At 60.7% G+C, this 20,643-nt stretch carries 22 protein-coding genes; 17 read left to right on the forward strand and 5 right to left on the reverse strand.

The features are described 5' to 3' along the window. Positions 1–6: 6 nt before the first annotated feature. Positions 7–1,380, reverse strand: coding sequence for a UDP-N-acetylmuramate--L-alanine ligase (murC, locus tag ACESYO_RS05605; RefSeq protein WP_373209501.1), 1,374 nt, complete (start codon positions 1,378–1,380; stop codon positions 7–9). Positions 1,381–1,453: 73 nt separating this feature from the next. Between murC and ACESYO_RS05610 the strand changes: the two genes are divergently transcribed. The 3 genes from ACESYO_RS05610 to ACESYO_RS05620 are packed head-to-tail and all read left to right on the forward strand — an operon-like array spanning position 1,454 to position 3,089. Then, the gene (locus ACESYO_RS05610) at positions 1,454–1,717 is read left to right on the forward strand and encodes a hypothetical protein (RefSeq protein ID WP_373209502.1); all 264 of its coding nucleotides are present in this window, start codon (positions 1,454–1,456) and stop codon (positions 1,715–1,717) included. Continuing rightward, positions 1,717–2,517 (forward strand): NAD(P)-dependent oxidoreductase, encoded by an 801-nt coding sequence (locus ACESYO_RS05615; RefSeq protein WP_373209503.1) that lies wholly within the window; start codon positions 1,717–1,719, stop codon positions 2,515–2,517. The genes ACESYO_RS05610 and ACESYO_RS05615 overlap by 1 nt, the downstream gene beginning before the upstream one ends. Beyond that, positions 2,514–3,089 (forward strand): dipicolinate synthase subunit B, encoded by a 576-nt coding sequence (locus ACESYO_RS05620; protein WP_058965338.1) that lies wholly within the window; start codon positions 2,514–2,516, stop codon positions 3,087–3,089. The genes ACESYO_RS05615 and ACESYO_RS05620 overlap by 4 nt, the downstream gene beginning before the upstream one ends. Here the strand turns inward: ACESYO_RS05620 and ACESYO_RS05625 are convergent. Next, complete coding sequence (locus ACESYO_RS05625; protein ID WP_373209504.1) at positions 3,086–3,670, reverse strand: 5-formyltetrahydrofolate cyclo-ligase; 585 nt, start codon at positions 3,668–3,670, stop codon at positions 3,086–3,088. The genes ACESYO_RS05620 and ACESYO_RS05625 overlap by 4 nt on opposite strands. Before the next feature lie 223 nt (positions 3,671–3,893). On the opposite strand from ACESYO_RS05625, the gene ACESYO_RS05630 reads away from it, so the two are divergent. From ACESYO_RS05630 to ACESYO_RS05675, 10 genes are all read left to right on the forward strand, one after another. Next, positions 3,894–5,327 carry a D-alanyl-D-alanine carboxypeptidase family protein gene (locus ACESYO_RS05630; protein WP_373209505.1) on the forward strand — a complete coding sequence of 478 codons (1,434 nt, stop codon included), beginning with the start codon at positions 3,894–3,896 and terminating at the stop codon, positions 5,325–5,327. Between the two features lie 233 nt (positions 5,328–5,560). Next, positions 5,561–6,661 (forward strand): DegT/DnrJ/EryC1/StrS family aminotransferase, encoded by a 1,101-nt coding sequence (locus tag ACESYO_RS05635; protein WP_373209524.1) that lies wholly within the window; start codon positions 5,561–5,563, stop codon positions 6,659–6,661. A gap of 13 nt (positions 6,662–6,674) precedes the next feature. Further along, on the forward strand, positions 6,675–7,118 hold the full coding sequence (locus tag ACESYO_RS05640; protein ID WP_058965343.1) for a sugar 3,4-ketoisomerase: 444 nt from the start codon (positions 6,675–6,677) through the stop codon (positions 7,116–7,118). A 30-nt stretch (positions 7,119–7,148) separates the two neighbouring features. Further along, entirely contained in the window at positions 7,149–7,715 is a 567-nt protein-coding gene (gene rfbC, locus ACESYO_RS05645) for a dTDP-4-dehydrorhamnose 3,5-epimerase (RefSeq protein ID WP_373209506.1), read from the forward strand. A 12-nt stretch (positions 7,716–7,727) separates the two neighbouring features. Further along, positions 7,728–8,522 (forward strand): ABC transporter permease, encoded by a 795-nt coding sequence (locus tag ACESYO_RS05650; protein WP_346671842.1) that lies wholly within the window; start codon positions 7,728–7,730, stop codon positions 8,520–8,522. Positions 8,523–8,572: 50 nt separating this feature from the next. After that, positions 8,573–9,289: an ABC transporter ATP-binding protein gene (locus tag ACESYO_RS05655; protein ID WP_058965949.1), complete on the forward strand. Its 717-nt coding sequence runs from the start codon at positions 8,573–8,575 to the stop codon at positions 9,287–9,289. A gap of 74 nt (positions 9,290–9,363) precedes the next feature. Next, entirely contained in the window at positions 9,364–11,241 is a 1,878-nt protein-coding gene (locus tag ACESYO_RS05660) for a glycosyltransferase family 2 protein (protein WP_373209507.1), read from the forward strand. Between the two features lie 46 nt (positions 11,242–11,287). Continuing rightward, a complete protein-coding gene (locus ACESYO_RS05665) occupies positions 11,288–13,132 on the forward strand; it encodes a glycosyltransferase family 2 protein (RefSeq protein ID WP_373209508.1) in 1,845 nt (614 codons plus the stop codon). 16 nt (positions 13,133–13,148) lie between these two features. Next, complete coding sequence (locus tag ACESYO_RS05670) at positions 13,149–13,367, forward strand: hypothetical protein (RefSeq protein WP_373209509.1); 219 nt, start codon at positions 13,149–13,151, stop codon at positions 13,365–13,367. Between the two features lie 47 nt (positions 13,368–13,414). Then, entirely contained in the window at positions 13,415–13,687 is a 273-nt protein-coding gene (locus ACESYO_RS05675; protein ID WP_058965350.1) for a GNAT family N-acetyltransferase, read from the forward strand. Positions 13,688–13,759: 72 nt separating this feature from the next. Here the strand turns inward: ACESYO_RS05675 and ACESYO_RS05680 are convergent, their stop codons facing one another. From ACESYO_RS05680 to ACESYO_RS05690, 3 genes are read right to left on the reverse strand one after another with little or no spacing between them, the layout of a single operon-like run. After that, on the reverse strand, positions 13,760–14,455 hold the full coding sequence (locus ACESYO_RS05680) for a flavin reductase family protein (protein WP_373209510.1): 696 nt from the start codon (positions 14,453–14,455) through the stop codon (positions 13,760–13,762). After that, positions 14,452–15,417: a glycosyltransferase family 2 protein gene (locus ACESYO_RS05685; RefSeq protein WP_058965351.1), complete on the reverse strand. Its 966-nt coding sequence runs from the start codon at positions 15,415–15,417 to the stop codon at positions 14,452–14,454. Before ACESYO_RS05685 ends, ACESYO_RS05680 begins: the two co-directional genes overlap by 4 nt. Positions 15,418–15,436: 19 nt before the next feature. Beyond that, complete coding sequence (locus tag ACESYO_RS05690) at positions 15,437–16,144, reverse strand: Crp/Fnr family transcriptional regulator (protein WP_242868412.1); 708 nt, start codon at positions 16,142–16,144, stop codon at positions 15,437–15,439. A 131-nt stretch (positions 16,145–16,275) separates the two neighbouring features. Here ACESYO_RS05690 and ACESYO_RS05695 point away from each other — a divergent pair, with 131 nt between their 5' ends. The 4 genes from ACESYO_RS05695 to ACESYO_RS05710 all read left to right on the forward strand — a co-directional run bounded on the left by ACESYO_RS05695 (position 16,276) and on the right by ACESYO_RS05710 (position 20,498). Continuing rightward, positions 16,276–17,358, forward strand: a complete 1,083-nt coding sequence (locus ACESYO_RS05695; protein ID WP_373209511.1) for an ABC transporter substrate-binding protein — start codon at positions 16,276–16,278, stop codon at positions 17,356–17,358. After that, complete coding sequence (locus tag ACESYO_RS05700) at positions 17,345–18,103, forward strand: ABC transporter permease (protein WP_373209512.1); 759 nt, start codon at positions 17,345–17,347, stop codon at positions 18,101–18,103. Before ACESYO_RS05695 ends, ACESYO_RS05700 begins: the two co-directional genes overlap by 14 nt. Then, positions 18,100–18,678, forward strand: a complete 579-nt coding sequence (locus ACESYO_RS05705; RefSeq protein WP_058965354.1) for an ATP-binding cassette domain-containing protein — start codon at positions 18,100–18,102, stop codon at positions 18,676–18,678. Before ACESYO_RS05700 ends, ACESYO_RS05705 begins: the two co-directional genes overlap by 4 nt. 215 nt (positions 18,679–18,893) lie before the next feature. Then, positions 18,894–20,498 carry an MBL fold metallo-hydrolase RNA specificity domain-containing protein gene (locus ACESYO_RS05710; RefSeq protein WP_058965355.1) on the forward strand — a complete coding sequence of 535 codons (1,605 nt, stop codon included), beginning with the start codon at positions 18,894–18,896 and terminating at the stop codon, positions 20,496–20,498. The last annotated feature ends 145 nt before the right edge of the window (positions 20,499–20,643 follow it).

Genomic DNA, 20,643 nt, shown 5'->3' on the forward strand with positions numbered 1-20,643 from the left:
ATCGGATTATTCCAGCATCATGTGGGCGGCCTTGTAAATGTCGCCGCAGCCCATGGTGATCACAAAATCGCCGGGCTGTGCGTGCTCCTTCACATAGTCGGCGGCCTCCTTCAGGCCGGCCACCACCACGCAGCCGGGAATCTTCGCGGCCAGATCCTCGCTCTTCACGCTGCCGTCGTCAACCTCGCGGCTGCCCATGATGGGGGTCAGCACCACCTGATCGGTGTCCGCCAGAACCTTGGCAAAATCGTCCAGCAGCTCGCGGGTGCGGCTGTAGGTGAAGGGCTGATGCACCGCCCATACCTTGTTGTAGCCCAGCGCGTGGGCGGTTTTCAGAGTGGCGGCAATCTCGGTGGGATGGTGGGCGTAGTCGTCCGCCACGGTCACGCCGTTGAACTCGCCCAGAATTTCGAACCGACGGCCCGCGCCCTTAAAGCTCTCGGCGGCTGCGGCGGCGTCCTCGCCGGTCAGGCCAACGGTGAAGCAGCAGGCGGCCATGGCCAGCGCATTGTAGATGTTGTGATAGCCGGGGGCGCTCAGCTTCAGGTGGGCCACCGGGTAACCCCACTCCAGCACATCGAATTCATAGAAGCCGGGCTTGTGCTCACGGATGTTCACCGCCTGATAATCCGCCTCGGAGTTGATGCCGAAGGTGCGCACTGCACGATCCAGACTGTTGATCACCTGCACCACGTTGGTATCGTCCGCGTTGGCCACAATGGTATGGCGGGCCATCAGGGCGAATTTCTTGAAGGCAAACTTCAGCTGGCCCATGGTGCCGTAGTAGTCCAGATGATCGTTGTCGATGTTCAGCAGCACCGCAATGTCCGGGGTCAGATGCAAAAAGGTCTCGGCAAATTCGCAGGCCTCGATCACGATGGTATTGCCGCTGCCGTTCTTGCCGTAGCCGCCGATCAGGGGCAGCTTGCCGCCAATCACCGCGGCAGGATCCTGGCCGGCCAGCTCCAGCAGACTGGTGATCATGGAGGTGGCAGTGGTTTTGCCGTGGGTGCCCGCCACGCAGATGCTGCGGGGGTACAGGCGGCTCACATAGCCCAGCAGAACGCTGCGCTCCAGCATGGGAATGCCCCGGGCGTCTGCTTCCCTGATTTCCGGGTTGTCTTTATGAATGGCGGCGGAGTAGACGATCATGTCTGCCCCCAGCACGTTTTTGGCGTCGTGCCCCATGAACACCTGAATGCCCATGGCCCGCTCCGAATCAATGATGCTGCCCTCGTTCACGTCGCTGCCGGTGATGGTGTAGCCCCGGGCATGCAGGATCTGCACCAGCGGATACATACCGCTGCCGCCGATGCCGATAAAATGGAGGCGCTTGACGCCGTCCAGCAGATTGGCGTTAAAGCCGCTCAGGAAGTTCATTATGATCCACCTCTCCTTAGCATGATGGTATTCCCAAAAGGATGGTCGGCGGCCCAGACGAAAGCCGTCGCAAATGTATCCGACACAGATTTGCGCGCCGAATATGGATTTCTGTAGCTATCATTATATAATTTTTGCTCCACAAAATAAACACTTTCAGGGGATTTTTTGGGATGCGTTCGATGAAATTTTCCGTTTTGGCGAAAAAGCAGGTGAATTTTTTACCAAAATGCCAAGGCAAAGTGTTGCCGCACACTTGCGCCGCAGCGGGCATAGCATGGGCAAAAGCAGTGCGGCCCCTGGCCGCAAAATCACAAAAAAGGGGGAGCGCAAGTGATGGCAAACGAAAGAAAGACGGTGTTTGCCGTGCTGGGGGCGGATGCCCGCCAGCGGGCGGCAGCGGACCGTCTGCGCCAGCGGGGCTGGCAGGTGGTGGGGGGAGAACGGCTGGCCGCAGCGGACGTGATTCTGCTGCCCATGCCCCTGGGCGGCGAAAGCGAAAGCCTGACCCGGCTGCTGGCCGGGGCAAAGCCCGGGGCGGTGGCCTTTGGGGGAAGAGTAGGCCCGGCGGCGGCCCAGGCGGCCGCACAGGCTGGGGTGCCGCTGCGGGATTATCTGAGTAGGGAGGAGCTGGCGGTGCTGAACGCCATCCCCACCGCCGAGGGCTGCATCGCCCTTTTGCTGCAAAACCGCACCCGCACGCTGTGGCACAGCCCGGTGCTGGTGCTGGGCTACGGCCGGTGCGGCGCGGCATTGGCGGTGCGGCTGGCGGCGCTGGGCGCCCGGGTCACGGTGGCAGCCCGAAGCCCAGGCCAGCGGGCGCAGGCGGAAAGCAGGGGCCTGAATGCCTGCGGGCTGGAAGAACTGACGCATCGGCTGCCGGGCTTTGAAACGGTGGTGAACACCATTCCGGCTCCGACGCTGGGCCACCGGGAGCTGGCGGCGCTGGCACCGGGCAGTCTGGTGATCGATCTGGCCAGCCTGCCCGGCGGGGTGGATCTGGAAGCGGCGGAGGAGCTGGGCATCCGGGCCATCCGGGCACTGAGCCTGCCTGCCCGCTGTGCGCCGGTGACTGCCGGGGAATTTGTGGCCGACACGGTGCTGGCCATGCTGTGTGAGGAGGGATTGTGCGTATGAACGAGAAAACTGTGGTGTGGGCGCTGTGCGGCAGCTTCTGCACCTTCGAGAGCATTCTTCCGCGTATGGAAGAGCTGGTGAACAGCGGGGTAAGGGTGCTGCCGCTGATGAGCTTCAACGCTGCCGGGCTGGACACCCGGTTCGGCGCGGCGGCGGACTGGAAGCGGCGGCTGGAGCAGCTGTGCGGCACGCCGCCCATCGAAACCCTGCAGGGGGCCGAACCGCTGGGGCCCAAAAACATGGCGCAGGCCATGGTGATTGCCCCCTGCACCGGCAACACCCTTGCAAAGCTGGCCCACGGCATCAGCGACACGCCGGTCACCCTGGGGGCGAAAAGCATGCTGCGCAGCGGCAGGCCGGTGGTCATTGCTCTTTCCACCAATGATGGGCTGGCTGCCAGCTTTTCCAATCTGGCGGCATTGACCAACCGCAAGCACTATTATATGGTACCTTTTGCGCAGGACGATTACCTGAAAAAGCCCAGCAGCCTGCAAAGCGATTTTTCTCTGATCCGGGATACGCTGGAATGCGCCCTGCGGGGCCGCCAGCTGGGCCCGGTGCTCAACGTTTAGGTTCCGGAAAGAAAACCCTCTTCGGTAAGCACAAGATCAGCCCGGCGGTCATGAGCTTCGGCGGGCAGGTCGGACTGAACCAGACCGGTGGGGCAAAGCAGCACCACCGGGCAGCGGCAGCGGGGCAGGAAGCGGTCGTAGTAACCGCCGCCCTGGCCCAGCCGCAGCCCGCCGGGCGCTGCCATCAGGCAGGGGGCGACCACCAGCTCCAGCTGTTCAGGGGCAAGGGCCGGCAGGTCGGGCGCAGGCTCCAGCAGCCCGAAGCGGGCGGGGGCCAGCTGTTCGAGGGAATCCACCGGTACAGCCTCCATAAAGCCTTCCGGCCCGGTGCGGGGCACGCAGAGGATTTTGCCTTCGGCCAGTGCCCGTTCCAGAAGGGGCCGGGTGCCCGGTTCGCGGGGAGTGCTCACAAAGCAGAACACTGACCCGGCGCGCCGCCAGAGATCGCTTTTGGTCAGATGTTCGGCCATGGCCCGACCCCAGGCGGCAGTCTGCTCCGGGCCGGCCGCGGCCAGAAACGCACGGGCCTGTGCCCGCAGCGCGGCCTTGTGCTCCGGCACAGCGGAGGGGTGTATTGTCATGGTGAAAAACCTCCTTTTGGGCAAATGCCGCCATTTTGACCATTTGATTGTATCATAGCATAAAAACCCATGCCGCGGTGCAGAGGCTTGCAAACATTCTGTGGAAATTTTGTGGAGAACTTGAACCGGGGGCGGCCGGTAGGCTATAATAAATCAGTTAAAGCAGTGTATTGCGAAATTGCGAAAGCGAACGGAAAACCAACAGGTAAAGGATGTATTCGGTTTGAAAAAACTGGTTTCAATATTGGCCGCCGCTGTGCTGGGCGCAGCTGTGCTGGCCCCCACCGCTGCGGCGGAGGACCTGCCCCAGGTGACCTGCGAGGCCTATGTGGTCATGGACGCGGACACCGGCCAGGTCATCATGGAAAAGAATCCCGACGAGGTGCTCTATCCGGCCTCGATCACCAAGATCATGACCCTGGGGCTCACCATGGAAAAGGCACAGGGCGACTGGTCCGCCCAGATGACCATCGATTACGATGTGGCCCACAGTCTGGAATCCAACTCCACCCACATTGCGCTGCTGCCCGGCGAGGTGGTAACGCTGGAGGATGTGATCTATGGCACCCAGCTGGAGAGCGCCAACGACGGCGCCAACGCGCTGGCGGAGTATTTTGGCGACGACGGCACCATTGCCAGCGGTGTGGAGAAGATGAACGCCAAGGCACAGGAGCTGGGGCTTACCAACACCCACTATGCAAACCCCCACGGCCTGTATGATGAAAACCATTACACCAGCGCCCGGGATATGGCGAACCTGACCCGCTGGGCCATGCAGCAGCCCGGGTTCATGGATGTATTCTGCCGCAACGACGAGTGGCGCATGGCCGCCACCAACCTGCAGCCGGAGCGTGCCTTCCACTGCACCGACTGGCTTCGGGTGGGCGGACCGCTGCTGTACCGGGCTTATGAAAAGGGCGGCAAGAGCGGCTTCCACGATCAGGCGGGCTACACCTATGTGGGCTATGCCGAGCAGGACGGCCTGAATCTGATTGTGGTGGTGCTCAAATCGGTGGGGCTCAACGGCAACTACAAGGATGCCGCTGCCCTTCTGGACTATGCCTTTGCCCATTTCCGGCGGGTGAGCATTGCCAGCCCGCAGGATACCTATGAGGTGTCGCTGGTGGGCGGCGGCTTCGAAAGTCTGGGCAATGTGCAGGTGGCGGCTCAGGGAGCCGAGGTGCTGCTGAATGATGCTTTCACCGAAGTGGATGTGACTGCGGAATTTGATATTCCGGAACAGTATGTGCTGGGGCAGGGCTTTTCCGCCACGGTTACCTATTTGCTGAAGGAAAACACCCTTCAGCCCACCACCCTGCGCACCGTGGGGCTGACGGTAAGCGGGCTGGAGCAGATTCTGCAGGCCAACACCTATGTGCCGCAAAAGACCGCCGGCGACGGGCGCATGTATCTGGGCATCGGCGTGGCAGTGGCCGCGGCGGCAATCGCCATTCTGCTGGCGGTGCGTCTGATCCGCGGTGGCGGAGGGCTGCAGAGCCTGGCGGCAAAGCGGGCCAGGGAAACCGGCTTGCCGGCGGATTTCCAGATCATTACCCGCACTGGAGCAGTGAATTCCACCCCGGTGCAGACGCTGGATGTACGCCGCCCCTCCACAAAGGAAGGGCACGATGAACGAACCGATCTGCCCCGGCGCTGAGCGCAAGGAGATCCGATGAAAACCGGGCGGCCCGCCGCCCACGGGAACAGGTTTTCCGTGGCGGCGGGCCGCTTTTTGCGCTTTTGCCAAAAAGGAAAAGCATTTCCGCAAAGGGACGAAGGGCTTTTGCGGGAATTCTTGTTGCGCTTTGGGGTGGGATGGGGTAAAATATACCATGAATATGTTTGGCCTGCCGCAGCGGCGGGCCGTTACAGCAGGAGGGAATTGCGTTGATGAATATCATGCCCAACGATCTGGGCCGCCAGTACAGCCTGCACGCGGCGGAGTATGAGGAAAAAGCCCTGCAGGTGCTGCGCAGCGGCTGGTATGTGCTTGGCAAAGAGGTGGAGGCTTTTGAAAAGGAGTGGGCTACCTACATCGGCGCGAAGCACTGCGTGGGTCTGGCCAGCGGGCTGGATGCACTGTGGATCAGCTTCCGTCTGCTGGGCGTGGGCGCGGGCGACGAGGTGATCGTCTGCTCCAATGCCTACATTGCCTGTGTGATGGGCATCTCCATGAACGGGGCCACCCCGGTATTTGTGGAGCCGGACGAATACGACAACATCGACGCGGAAAAGATTGAAGCTGCCATCACCCCCAAAACCAAAGCCATTCTGGCGGTGCATCTGTACGGCCAGTCCTGCGATATGACCCGTATCATGGCCATTGCGAAGGCCCATGATCTGAAGGTGGTGGAGGACTGCGCCCAGAGCCACGGCAACCACTGGCAGGGCCAGACCGTGGGCACCTTCGGTGATGTGGGCTGCTTCTCCTTCTATCCCACCAAGGGCTGCGGCGCCTTTGGCGACGCGGGCTGCATCGTGACAAACAGCGACGAGCTGGCCCAAAAGTTCCGGGTCTACCGCAACTACGGCAGCGAAAAGCGCTACCACAACCAGGTGGTGGGCACCAACTCCCGGCTGGACGAGCTGCAGGCGGGCCTGCTGCGGGTGAAGCTGACCCATCTGGACGACTTCAACGCCGAGCGCTGCGCCATTGCCGGAACCTACAACGACAAATTGAAAAACCCCCATGTACAGCTGCCCAAAATCCGCCCCGGTGCGGACTGCACCTGGCATCAGTATGTGGTGCATGTGCCCAATGGGCGCGACGCGCTGGCCGCTTACCTGAAGGAGAAGGGCATCGGCACCATCATCCATTATCCCATCCCGCCGCATCTGTCCGAGGCGTATGCCTATCTGGGCTTCGGTGTGGGGGATTTCCCCATTGCCGAGCGCTATGCCGGCGAGGTGCTCAGCCTGCCCATGTACAACGGCATGACCGCCGAGGAGCAGCAGTATGTGATCGACGTCATCAACCAGTGGGAGCCGTGAGGAATATCAGCCGATGAAACAAAATAAAAATTACGATAAGGTGAAGCTGCTTCGCTTCGGTGACCTGGGCGACGAGCGGGGCAGCCTGATCGTGGTGGAAGGCGAACAGGATGTTCCCTTCGCCATCCAGCGTGTGTTCTACATCTATGGCAGCGATGCGACCGTGATGCGCGGCCAGCATGCCAACCGGAACACCGAATTTGTTCTGGTGAACGTGGCAGGCAAGAGCAAGGTCCGGGTGGACGACGGTCTGGGCCGCGAGCAGGTGTATCATCTGGATCAGCCCAACACCGGTATCTACATCCCCCGCATGGTGTGGAAGGATATGTATGATTTTTCGCCGGACAGTGTGCTGCTGGTTCTGTGCAGCGAACACTACGATGGAGAGGAATACATCCGCGACTACGAGGCGTTCCGGGCCGAGATGGCCCGCGAAGGCGAATCGGAGCGCGACTGATCAAAAGTCAAACGAAGGAGACATACGAAAATGGGGAAGTTTACGTTTGTTGAAACCGGGCTGCCCGGTGTGCTGGTGATCGAGCCCACCGTGTTCGGTGACGCCCGCGGCTATTTTATGGAGACCTTCCAGAAGGAAGAGTTCGCCGCCGCCGGCATCACCGACGAGTTTGTGCAGGACAACCAGTCCAAATCCAGCCGGGGCGTGCTGCGTGGGCTGCACTTCCAGAAGGAGCACACCCAGGGCAAGCTGGTTCGCGTGACCAAAGGCGAGGTGTTTGACGTGGCGGTGGACTGCCGCCCAAACAGCGCCACCTTCGGCAAATGGGTGGGCGTGACCCTGAGTGAGGAGAACAAAAAGCAGTTCTATGTGCCCAAGGGCTTTGCCCACGGCTTTCTGGTGCTGAGCGACGAGGCCGAGTTCTGCTACAAGTGCACCGATTATTACGACCCCACCGCCGAGGGTGGTATCCCCTACAACGATCCCACCGTGAACGTGGAATGGCCGGACTGCGGCTGTGAGTATCTGCTGAGCGAAAAGGACAAAAAACATGAGCCCTTTGCAGCCCAGACCTTCGATTATTTTGGTAAGTGGTAAGGGAGCGCCGGTATGCTGAAACTTTATGTGCAGGACTTTTTGCGCTACCGCTACCTGCTTTACAATCTGATCAGCCGTGATTTCAAGCTGAAATACCGCCGCAGTGTGCTGGGCGTTGCCTGGAGCGTGCTCAACCCGCTGATGATGTGTGCGGTGATGTTTGTAATCTTCAACACACTGATGGCGGGCATGCGGGGCGAAGGCATCGAAAACTTCGCGGTCTATCTGGTGATCGGCCAGCTGCTGTTCAACTTCTTCCGCGAGTCCACCACCATGGCCATGTCCAGCGTGATGAACAACGCCATGCTGCTGCGCAAGGTGTATATTCCCAAATACATCTTTCCGCTGCAGAAGATCTGCTTTGGTCTGGTGAACTGTCTGTTCAGCTTCATCGCTCTGATCATCGTAATGATTATTACCCGGGCGCGGCTGTATCCCACCATTCTGTTGGGGCTGTACCCGCTGCTTATGCTGGCGGTATTCAGCCTGGGCATTGGTATGATTCTGGCCGCCATGGCGGTGTTCTTCCGGGATGTGATCCATCTGTGGGAGGTGTTCACCACCATCCTCATGTGGTTTTCCGCCATCTTCTACACCCCCGAACAGTTCGGCAATGCCCTGCTGGAGGGCGTGATCGCCCTGAATCCCCTGTACCAGTACATCACCGCTTTCCGTGATACCGTAATGTACGGTCAGCTGCTGAGCGGCGGGCAGATCCTGATCTGCGGCGCGTGGGCGCTGGTTATGCTGGCACTGGGTCTGCTGGTGTTCAAAAAGACCCAGGACAAATTTGTTCTGTATATGTAAGGAGGCGCGGGAAATTGCAGCAGCCTATCATTGAAGTCAATAACGTTTCCATGCGCTTCAACCTGGCCAAGGAAAAGAGCGAGAGCCTGAAGGAGTATTTTCTGCAGCTGGTCAAGGGCAAGCTGCGCTTCGACGAGTTCTTTGCCCTGAAGGACGTGAGCCTTACGGTGCAGCCCGGCGATTTTTACGGCCTGATCGGCCTGAACGGCAGCGGCAAATCCACCCTGCTGAAGGTCATCTCCGGCGTGTACAAGCCCAGCAGCGGCAGCTGCAAGGTGCGTGGCACCGTGGCGCCCCTGATCGAGCTGGGCGCGGGCTTTGACATGGACCTGACCGCCCGGGAGAACATCTACCTGAACGGTACCGTTCTGGGCTTCAGCCCCAAATACATCGACGCTCATTTTGAGGAGATTGTGGAATTCAGCGAGCTGCGGGACTTTCTGGACGTGCCGCTGAAGAACTATTCCAGCGGTATGGTGGCCCGCCTGGCCTTTGCGGTGGCAACCATCACCAAGCCGGACGTGCTCATTGCCGACGAAATTCTGGCGGTGGGCGACTTCCTGTTCCAGGAAAAGTGCGAGCAGCGCATGCAGAAGTTGATGAGCGGCGGCACCACCGTGATTCTGGTGAGCCACTCCATCGAGCAGATCGAGCGTATGTGCAACAAGGTTGCCTGGCTGGAGCACGGCCGCATCAAGATGAACGGCCCCACCGAAGAGGTCTGCGAGGCCTACAAGCAGACCACCCGGGAAAACGATAAGATTTAAAACACACAGCCAAGGCAGCGCGGGGTGATTAGCCACGCGCCTGGCCTTGGCTGTTTTCAAAAGGAATGTGCAAGATGGCAAACGAGAAAAACAACCAGCCCCTGCCCGCTGACGTTGCCCAAAAGGACAGTGTGGGCGGCATGGCAAAGCGCCTGCTGGACCCGGCCCATGTGAAGCAGCTTGCCGGCTGGTGCGCCCGGGTGGCAAGGGAAGAGGGCGGCCAGGCCCTGTGGCGGGAGATCAGCTTCCGGGTGAATCTGGCGCTGCATCGGGACACCTGGCAGTACCGGGCGGATCTGCCCACCCGCCGGATGCTTAAGCGCCAGCGGGCCGAGGGTGTGCCCGGCGGGCCGAAGATCAGCGTGGTGGTACCGCTGTACAACACCCCGCTGCCCTTTTTAAAGCAGATGATCGAGAGCGTGACCGGCCAGAGCTATCCGAACTGGCAGCTGGTGCTGGCCGACGCCTCGGACGAGGCCCACGCCAATGTGGGCGCGGTGGCCCGGAAGTATGCCGCAAAGGACGAGCGCATCACCTACAAAAAGCTGGCGGAAAACCAGGGCATTGCCGGCAACACCAATCAGGGCTTTGCGCTGGCAACCGGCGACTGGCTCACCCTTTTGGATCACGACGACGTGCTTTACCGCAACGCCCTGTACGAGGTGGCGAAGGCCGCCGCGGAGGGCGCGGATTTCGTCTACTCCGACGAGATCGTGCTCAGCGCGGATTTAAAGCATCTGGTGGATTACCACTTCAAGCCGGATTTTGAGCCGGACTATCTGCGGGGCTGCAACTACATTACCCATCTGGCGGCATTCTCCCGAGGCCTGTTTGAGGCCACCGGCGGCGGCGAGCGGGCGGAATACGACGGCAGTCAGGACTTCGAGCTGATTCTGCGGCTCACCGAAAAGGCAAAAAAGATCGTGCACATTCCCTATGCGCTTTATATCTGGCGCAGCCACGCCGCCTCCACCGCCTCCTCCATGGACGCGAAGCCCTACGCACTGGCGGCGGGCGAGCGGGCGCTCAACGACCACCTGAAGCGGGTGGGCCTTGCGGGCGAAGCGACCCGGATTCCGGGCTGCCCCGGCGCCTACCGGGTGCGTTATGAGCTCACCGGAACCCCTCTCATCAGCATCATGATCCCCAACAAGGACCATGTGGAGGATCTGTCCCGCTGTCTGGAAAGCCTGTACAAATATGCGGGCTACGACCGGTTCGAGGTGATTGTGATCGAGAACAACTCCACCGACCCGGCCACCTTCGAATATTACGAGAAGGCAAAGCAGCAGTATGGGAATCTGCAGGTGGTGCAGTACGAGGGAGGATTCAATTTCTCCGCCATCAACAACTTCGGCCGCAAATTTGCCAAGGGCGAGCAGCTGCTGCTTTTGAACAACGACGTGGAGCTGCTCAGCGAGGGCTTTCTGGCCGAGATGCTCATGTACAGCCAGCGGCCGGACGTGGGCTGCGTGGGCGCGAAGCTCTACTTCCCGGACGATACCATCCAGCATGCCGGTGTGTTCCTTGGCATCAACGGCACCGCCGGCCACAGCCACAAGAGCCACCCCAGAGCTTCGGCGGGCGATTTGTACCGGCTGGCCACCCCGCAGGATTTGATGGCGGTGACCGGCGCCTGCCTGATGGTGAAGGCCGACCTGTACGATGCCTGCGGCGGGCTGGACGAGGAAAAATTCGCCGTGGCTTACAACGACATCGACCTGTGCCTGAAGCTCTGGCAGCAGGGCCTCCTGAACGTATTCACCCCCTTTGCCGAGGCCTATCACCACGAAAGCAAGAGCCGCGGGCTGGATACTTTGAGCGAGAACGCCAAACGCTACGAGCGGGAAAAGGCAAACTTCATTGAAAAATACACCCCCCTCATCCAGAAGGGAGATCCCTACTACAACCGGCATTTCAACCTGCTGTTTGAAAATTACGGTCTGAAATAAGGCCGCGCAGACAGCACCCAAATCAATCGGAGAAGAGGAACCCCCATTGAATCTGAAACTGAAACGCATCAAAGAGCTGATGGGCTACACCCTTCAGGTGCTGAAGGAAGAGGGCCCGGGTCCGGTGCTGCGCCGGGCCGCCGGATTTATCAAGCGGCGCTTTTTCGGCAAAAAGGCCCGCTACCTGCCAAAAAAGCAGGTGCTGGAAGCCCAGCGCAAGGAGTGCGCGCAGGGCGCACCCGGGCCGGTGATTTCCATCTGCGTGCCCCTGTACAACACGCCGGAGCCTTTTCTGCGCCAATTGCTGGACAGCGTGCTGAACCAGACCAGCCCCGGCTGGGAGCTGTGTCTGGCAGATGCCTCGGACGAGGCGCACCGCCCGGCAGTGAAAAAACTGGTGGATGCCGCCGCCGAAAAGGCGGGCAGCCGCATCCGCTACAAGGCAATTGAGAACAAGGGCATCAGCCACAACACCAACCACGCGGCGGCGCTGGCTACCGGGGAGTATCTGGCGCTGGCGGACCACGACGACGTGCTGGCCCCTCACGCCATTTATACCGTGCAGAAGGCCATTGCCGAGACCGGTGCGGCCTTTCTGTACAGCGACGAGGCCCTGTTTACCAAAAAAATCGAGAAGCCCACGGTGGGGCACTTCAAGCCGGACTACGCCCCGGATTACCTGCTCTGCTGCAACTACATCTGCCATCTGGCAGTGTTCCGCCGGTCGGAATTTCTGGCGGTGGGCGGCGAGCGGCCGGAGTGCGACGGCAGCCAGGATCACGATCTGTTCCTGCGGCTGCTGGAGCGGCTGGAGCTGGGCCAGATCTGCCACATTCCCCAGGTGCTTTACTACTGGCGGGTACACGCGGCCAGCACCAGCGGCGGCGTGGCGGCCAAGCCCTATGTGGCCAAGGCGGCAAAAAAGGCCATTGCGGACCATCTGCAGCGCACCGGCCAGCAGGGCGAGGTGAAGGACGGTATCTTCCCCAGCACCTACAAGGTGGACTGGGTCATTCCCGGCGAGCCGCTGGTGAGCATTCTGATCCCCAACAAGGATCATACCGATGATCTGGAAAAGTGCCTTGCCTCCATCTATGCAAAAACCAGCTGGCAGCGGTTCGAGGTGATCGTGATTGAGAACAACTCCACCGATCCTGCCACCTTCGATTATTACGAAAAGGCGAAGGAGCGCTTTGCCAACCTGCAGGTGGTAAAGTTTGAGGGCGGGTTCAACTTCTCGGCCATCAACAACTTCGGCCGCAAATTCGCAAAGGGCGAGTATCTGCTGCTTTTGAACAACGACGTGGAGATCATCGATGGCCAGTGGCTCACCGAGATGCTCATGCAGGCCAGCCGCCCCGGCGCGGCCATCTGCGGGGCCATGCTCTATTATCCGGACGATACCATCCAGCACGCGGGCATCATCACCGGTCTGGGCGGCTACGCCGGCCACAGCCACAAGTACAAGAAGGCCGGCGGCAGCGGCTATATGTTCCGTCTGGCCACCGTGCAGGACTTCTCCGCCGTCACCGCTGCCTGCCTGCTGGTGCGCAGCGAGGTGTACGACGAGATGGGCGGCCTGGACGAGGGCTTCACCGTGGCCTTCAACGATGTGGATTTCTGCCTGCGGGTGCGGGATGCGGGCTATCGGATCATCTGGACCCCCTATGCCCGGCTGTACCACTACGAGAGCAAGAGCCGGGGCAGCGACGAAAAGGACAAGGCGAAAAAGGAACGGTTCGCCCAGGAGCAGAAGCGCCTGACCGACCGGTTCACCCGCTACGGCCTGACCCACGATCCCTACTACAACCCGAGCCTGACGCTGGACCGGGAGGATTTTTCCGAAAGTGCCGACCTGCGGAACCTGAAGGATCCGCAGAGCGCTCTGTAAAAGAGAGGAAAACGCAATGAAAAAACTTTCACGCCGCATGGCGCTTGTGATCGCCGGCGGCTGCATGAGCCAGTTCACGGTGTTTGAACTGGGGCTGGCGGCGGTGGTGGCCGCCTGGATGGTCAAGCGGTTCGGGCTGCGCTGCCCCCACTGCGGCTATCCCGGCGTTCTGCCCCGCTGGAAGGGCAAGGGCGGCTGCATCCGCTGCGGCCGCACTGTGGAATTTGACGACTGACCGGTTTTTGACCGGCAGAAAATACCCCAAAAAAGAGGTGTACTTCTATGGAATTCAAAATCAACGAAAACAGCATCGTTTATGGCGACGAGACCCGGGAGCTGGCCCGGATCACCTTCCCCCAGGTGGCACCCGGTGTGGTGGACATCGACCATACCTTCGTGGGTGAGGAGCTGCGGGGCCAGGGCATGGCCGGCCAGCTGATGGAACAGTGCGTGGCCCAGCTGCGGGCCAGCGGCCGCAAGGCTCGCACCAGCTGCAGCTATGCCGCCAAGTGGTTCGAAAAGCACCCCGAAGAAGCGGATCTGCTGGATAAGTAAAACAAGCACAACGAAAAAGCCGCCGGTTTTCCCAGTGAAAGGGGAGACCGGCGGCTTTTGCTTTGCAGTGATTTATTTCTTTTTGGGGCGGCGGGGCGCCGGGCCTGCCTTTTTGGGGGCGGGGCCGCGCTTTGCCCGGTCAGATTTGTGGGGCGCTGTTTTTTCAAAGGCGGACTTTTTCGGCGCCGGGCCCTTTCGGGCCGGGGGCTGCTTTTTGCGCACGCTCCAGCCAAAGGTGCCCATCTCTTCGCCCAGGCTGTAATACTGGCCGTGGGCGTAGGCCAGCAGGCCCGCCCGTTCCAGATGCAGCTTGCCCGCGGTATCCAGCAGCTCCTCGCTCACGTTCACGGCCACCACGTCAGCCAGAAACAGGTCATGGGTGCCGAGGGGAATCTGCTGGAACACTTTACATTCCAGATTCACCGGGCTTTCCCCCACCAGAGGGCAGCCCACCTGGCTGGCGGGCAGGGCGGTCAGGCCCATGGCCTCAAATTTGTTCACGTCCCGGCCGCTTTTCACCCCGCACCAGTCCACGGCGCGGGCCAGAGCGGTGGTGGGCAGATTGATCACGAACTCGCCGCTTTGCTGAATCAAGCCGTAGCTGTGGCGGCTGGGCCGCACCGAAATGGAGACCCGGGGCGGATGGGTGTTCACGATGCCCGCCCAGGCCACGGTGAACACATTGGGGGCCTCCGGCGTGCCGCAGCTGACCAGCACCGGGGGGATGGGGCCAAGCAGCACGCTGCCCTTCCAGGTGATTTTGCTCATTTGTCCTCCTTATCCGGGAAGGTGGTCTCGCTGATGATGAACCGGGGCCGCTGTTTGGTTTCCAGATAGATCTTGCCGATGTATTCACCGATCACGCCCAGGCACAGCAGCTGGATGCCGCCCATAAAGCATACAATGCTGGTGGTGGAGGCCCAGCCTGCCACGGTGCTGCCCAGAATGGCCTCAACCACAGCCCAGATCACGCCCACAAAGCTGATCACCGAAACGAGAGCGCCGAAACCGGTGATCAGCCGGATGGGTTTTACGGAAAGGCTGGTGATGCCGTCGAAGGCAAGGGCCAGCATTTTTTTCAGGGGGTAGTGGCTTTCGCCGGCAATGCGCTCGGCCCGCTCGTAGTACACGCTGGTGCTCTTGAAGCCCACCAGCGGCACCATGCCCCGCAGGAAAATGTTCACTTCCTTAAAATTGGCGAACTCATTCAGCACCCGGCTGCTCATCAGCCGATAGTCCGCGTGGTTGAACACCACCTGTGCGCCCATCCAGTTCATCAGCTTGTAGAAGCCCTCGGCGGTGAAGCGCTTGAAGAAGGTGTCGGTGTCCCGCTTGGAGCGCACGCCGTACACCACCTCACAGCCGTCCCAGTAGGCATCCACCATGGCATCCATGGCGTTGATGTCGTCCTGACCGTCACAGTCGATGCTGATGGTAATGTCGCACCGGTCCTTCACGGTCATCAGACCGCCCAGCAGAGCGTTCTGGTGACCCCGGTTGCGGGAAAGGCAGATGCCCTCGAAGTGCTCGTCGCTTTTTGCCAGCTCCTGAATGATGTTCCAGGTATTGTCTTTGGAGCCGTCGTTCACAAAAACTACCCGGCTTTCAGGGGCAACCCGGCCCTTTTCAATCAGGCTGTTGATTTTTTCCAGGAACATGCCGCTGGTCACGGGCAGAACCTCCTGCTCGTTGTAGCAGGGGATCACGATGTATAAAACAGGGGCTTTCATAAACAGAAAATCTCTCCTTTTAACAGTGATATTGGCGGGTCAGCTCCGCCTTATTCAGCAGCTTGAAGCTGTTTTTGTAGGTCTCGATCAGGCCCTCGTCCCGCATGCGGGAGATCTCCCGGCTCAGGGCACTGCGCTCGCAGTTCAGATAATCCGCCAGCCCGGCCCGGGAGAAGGGGATGGTAAAGGTGTCGGCCCCGGCGCGGGCGGATTCCTCCAGCAGGTAGGCGCACAGCTTGCTGCGCAGGCTTTTCAGAATCAGCAGATCCACCCGGCGGTTGAGAGCAAAGTATTTGTCGGAAATGGTACACACCAGATTCTGCATCAGCTGGAAGTGGCTGCCGTGCATCCGGGCGCAGGGGTGCAGAATCTTCTGGTAGGGCACGAACAGCACCTGACAGTCGGTTTTGGCGATCACCGTGACCGGGCTTTTGGTGCTGCTGCCGCTGAGCACATCGCCAAACAGGCTGCCCGGCTCCATCAGGGTGATGGCCACGCTGCCGCCGTCCGGCGTGTTTTTTACCGCCTCCACCTGACCGGCCAGCACAATGCCCACATCCCGTATCTCGTAGCCGGAAAGCAGCACGATCTCGCCCTTGGAAAAGGCACGGGCGGCGGGCTGGAAACACTCCATGGTCATGCGCAGCTCTGCCAGACTCAGGCCGTGAAACAGGGTGGTTTGCAGCAGAATGGGAAGATGATCGTCCAGTAAGATGGAATTGCGCATGGCATTGGCTCCTTTGTGCGGGCGGTTGGTTGCCGCCGCAACGGCATAATTTCTTTTATTATAGTAGAATATCCCCAAAAAGGCAAACCGGGTTACGGCCCGGAACAACTGCCCAGAAGGAGAGAACTTTCATGAAACGTTTGTTAAGCATGGTAATGGCTGCCGCAATGGCCCTGAGCCTGGTTGCCTGTGGCGGTACCGCTGCTTCCGGAAGCACCGCTTCCTCGCAGGCTGCATCCAGTGCGCCTGCTTCCAGTCAGGCGGAAAGCGTGCCTGCATCCTCCGCCGCGAGCGCTTCCGAGGACACTGCCGCTTCGGGCGATGCCATGCGGATCGCGGGCCTGCAGGGCCCCACCACCATGGGCATGGTCAAGCTGATGAAGGATCAGGAGAGCATGGAAAGCCCTCTGTATGATGTGACCATGTACGGCGCGGCGGATGAGATCGTGCCTCTGCTGACCAAGGGCGAGCTGGATGCGGCGGCCATCCCCGCCAACCTGGCTGCCACCCTGTACCAGAAAACCGAGGGCAAGATTCAGGTGGCCGCGGTGAACACCCTGGGTGTTCTGTATGTGGTGACCACCGGCGACGATGTGGCCAGTGTGGCCGATCTGGCCGGCAAGACCATCTATTCCACCGGCAAGGGCACCACCCCTGAGTATGTGCTCAACTACATCCTCACCGAAAACGGCATCGACCCGGCCAAGGATGTGACCATCGAATACAAGAGCGAGGCCACCGAGGTGCTGTCCACGCTGCAGAGCGCCGGCGAGGGCGCGGTGGCCGTGCTGCCCCAGCCCTATGTGACCGCTGCCCAGGCTCAGGTGGAGGGCCTGAACGTGGCGCTGGATCTGACCGAGGAATGGAACAAGATTGACCCGAATTCCCAGCTGATCACCGGCGTGCTGGCCGTGCGCAGCGACTATGCCGAGCAGCATCCCGAGGAGCTGGAGGTCTTTCTGGCCGACTACCGCAGCAGCATTGAGTGGGTGACCGCCAACACTGCCGACGCGGCCCAGCTGGTGGCGGAGTACGGCATCGTGGCCAAGGCTCCTCTGGCTGAGAAGGCTCTGCCCGCCTGCAACATCACCTACATGGACGGCGCGGACATGAAGCAGGCCCTGAGCGGCTATCTGGACGTGCTGTACCAGCAGGATGCCGCCTCGGTGGGCGGTGCGCTGCCGGGCGACGATTTCTACTATGGTGTGGAATAAACGAATCAAACAAGCGGCCGCCATCCTGTTTTGGGTGGCGGTCTGGCAGTTTTCGGCCGTGGCGATGGAGCAGAGCTTTCTGCTTGCTTCGCCGCTGGAAACACTGGAAAAGCTGGTAGGCCTTGTGCCCACCGCCGCCTTCTGGCAGCGAGTTGGCTTCAGTGCCCTGCGCATTCTGGCGGGCTTTTTCGGCGCGTTGGCAGTGGGCACGTTGCTGGCGGCGGCCAGTGCCTGGCTGGAGCCGGTGCGGGTGCTGATCCGGCCGCTGATGCAGCTGATCAAGGCGGTGCCGGTGGCCAGCTTTATCATTCTGGCCCTTTTGTGGGTGCGCAGCGCCAATCTGGCGGTGCTCATCAGCTTTCTGATGGTACTGCCGGTGGTGTATACCGCGGTGCTGGAGGGCATCCAGCAGACCGACCGGCAGTTGCTGGAGATGGCAAAGGTGTTCCGCATTCCCTTTTCCCGGGCACTGGGGGCCATCTGGCTGCCCCAGGTGTGGCCCTATTTTGTGCAGAGCTGCACCGTGGGTATGGGCCTTGCATGGAAAAGCGGCATCGCCGCCGAAGTGATCGGCCTGCCGGACGGCAGCATCGGCGAGGCGTTGTATCAGGCAAAACTCTATCTGGAAACCGGCGAGCTGTTCGCCTGGACGGCGGTGATCGTGCTGGTGAGCGGTGTGTTTGAAGCGATATTTGTTCGGCTGCTGGCAGCAGCGGGCAGGCGGCTGGAAGGGGACGGCGCATGAAGGCGATACTGAAGGGCGTTGGAAAACGCTACGGGGATCAGTGGGTGCTGCGGGATCTGGATCTGACCCTGGAAGGAGTCAACGTGCTCATGGCTCCCTCCGGCCGGGGCAAGACCACCCTGGCCCGGCTGCTGCTGGGGCTGGAGCAGCCGGACTCCGGCAGCCTTGTGGCGGATGGCCGGATCGTGGCCCAGTTTCAGGAGGATCGGCTCTGCGGCCAGCTTTCGGCGGTGGGCAACGTGGCCCTCTGCTGCCCCCAGCTGGGCCGGGAGCAGATCGAAGCGGCGCTGGAAGAGCTGGGCCTTTGCGAAGAGGACTGGGCAAAGCCTGCGCGGCAGCTGTCCGGTGGGCAGGCCCGGCGGGTGGCACTGGCCCGGGCGCTGCTGGCCCCTGCCGAAGGTGTGATTCTGGACGAACCCTTCAAAGGGCTGGATGAAGAAACCCGGCAGCGGGCCATGGACTGGGTACACCGGGCGCTGAACGGCCGATGGCTGCTGCTCATCACTCACGACGAGCAGGAGGCCGGGGCCTTTGGCGGCGCCAGCGTGGTGATCCCGGAATTGCAGAAAAACTGATAAAAAGCAAACAGATTGTTTGAAGGAATCTCGCGTGATTCACCATTCGGAATTGTGCGGTATTGCCTAAAATTTACAATCTGTTTGCTTTTGTTTTTGACATTTTGCTTGTAAGCGCCCGGGGCAGGGGCTATAATAAAGGTAACGACAGGACCGGCCCTCGCGGCCCCGTTTGGGGCAGAGCGCGGGCGGCAACAAAGGAGGCCCCGCAGATTATGAAGCTTACATTTTTGGGCGCAGCCCATGAGGTTACCGGAAGCTGTTATCTGCTTCAGGTGAACGACCAGAACATCATGATCGACTGCGGCATGGAACAGGGCAGGGACATTTATGAAAATCAGCCCCTGCCGCTGGCACCCGGCCAGGTGGACAGCCTGCTGCTGACCCACGCCCACATCGATCACTCCGGCCGTATCCCGCTGCTGGTGAAAAACGGGTATCGGGGGCCGGTGTTTGCAACCACCGCCACCACTGAGCTGTGCAACATTATGCTGCGCGACTCCGCCCACATTCAGGAATTTGAGGCAGAGTGGCGCAACCGGAAGGCAAAACGCTCGGGTGCAGCGGAATACGAGCCCATCTACACCATGCAGGACGCGGAGGACGCACTGAAGCTGTTTCTACCCATTGATTACGGCGAGACCTTTGACGTGGCTCCCGGCGTGAAGGGGCGTTTCGTGGATGTGGGCCATCTGTTGGGCTCGGCCAGCATCGAGCTGTGGGTCACCGAGGGTGAGGTCACCAAAAAGCTGGTCTTTTCCGGCGATATCGGCAACGACCACCAGCCCCTGCTCGAGGATCCGCAGTACATTTCCGAAGCAGACTATGTGGTGATGGAATCCACCTATGGCGACCGGAGCCACGGCCCCCGGCCGGATTATGTGACCGAGCTGGCAGGTGTGATTCAGGAGACCTTTGACCGGGGCGGCAATCTGGTGATTCCCAGCTTCGCGGTGGGCCGCACGCAGGAAATGCTGTATTTCCTGCGGCAGATCAAGGAGCAGAACCTGGTGAAGGGATACGGCGATTTCACCGTCTATGTGGACAGCCCGCTGGCTGTGGAGGCCACCCACATCTTCCGGGAGCAGTGGGCGGAGTGTTACGACGAGGAAGCCCGGGCGCTGGTGCTGCAGGGGGTCAACCCCATCAGCTTCAAGGGATTGAAGCTGGCTGTGAGCAGCGACGATTCCAAGGCCATCAACTTTGACCAGAGCCGCAAGGTGATTCTTTCCGCCAGCGGCATGTGTGAAGCCGGACGCATCCGGCACCATCTGAAGCACAACCTGTGGCAGCCCCAGTCCACCGTGCTGTTTGTGGGCTACCAGAGTCCCGGCACCCTGGGCCGGGCACTGGTGGAAGGCGCAAAAGAGGTGCGGCTGTTTGGCGAGACCATCGAGGTGCGGGCCCAGATTAAGGTGCTGGCTGGCGTTTCCGGTCACGCGGACAACGAGGGCCTGATGCGCTGGGCCGCCGCCTTTAAAGAGCACAAGCCCCAGCATGTGTTCGTAACCCACGGCGAGGATACCGTCTGCGATATCTTTGCCAACCGTCTGATGGCCGAGCTGGGCTACTCCGCCAGCGCGCCCTACAACGGCGCGGTCTACGATCTGGTGAGCGGCCACTGCCTGGCTTTGGGCAACCGCAAGCGCATTGAGGAAAAGAAAGCCGGCCTGCGCAGCCAGAACCCGGTGTTCCGCCGTCTGCTGGACGCCGGCCACCGCCTGCTGAATATCATCAAGGCCAAGGAAGGCCATGCCAACAAGGAGCTGGCCCGGATGGCAAGCCAGGTGGAAGCTCTGTGCGAGAAATGGGAAGATTAAACCGAAAAACAGTAAAAAATGATTTAAAATATACTGATTGTAAATAATAACTACTGAAAAAACCGCCCGCTTTCGGACAAAACCGAAGGCGGGCGGCTCTTGTGTCATATTGCTGTTCTGCGGACGTGAACCCGATAAACAGGAG

It is taken from the genome of Allofournierella massiliensis, assembly GCF_964241245.1.
GTDB lineage: Bacteria > Bacillota > Clostridia > Oscillospirales > Ruminococcaceae > Allofournierella > Allofournierella massiliensis.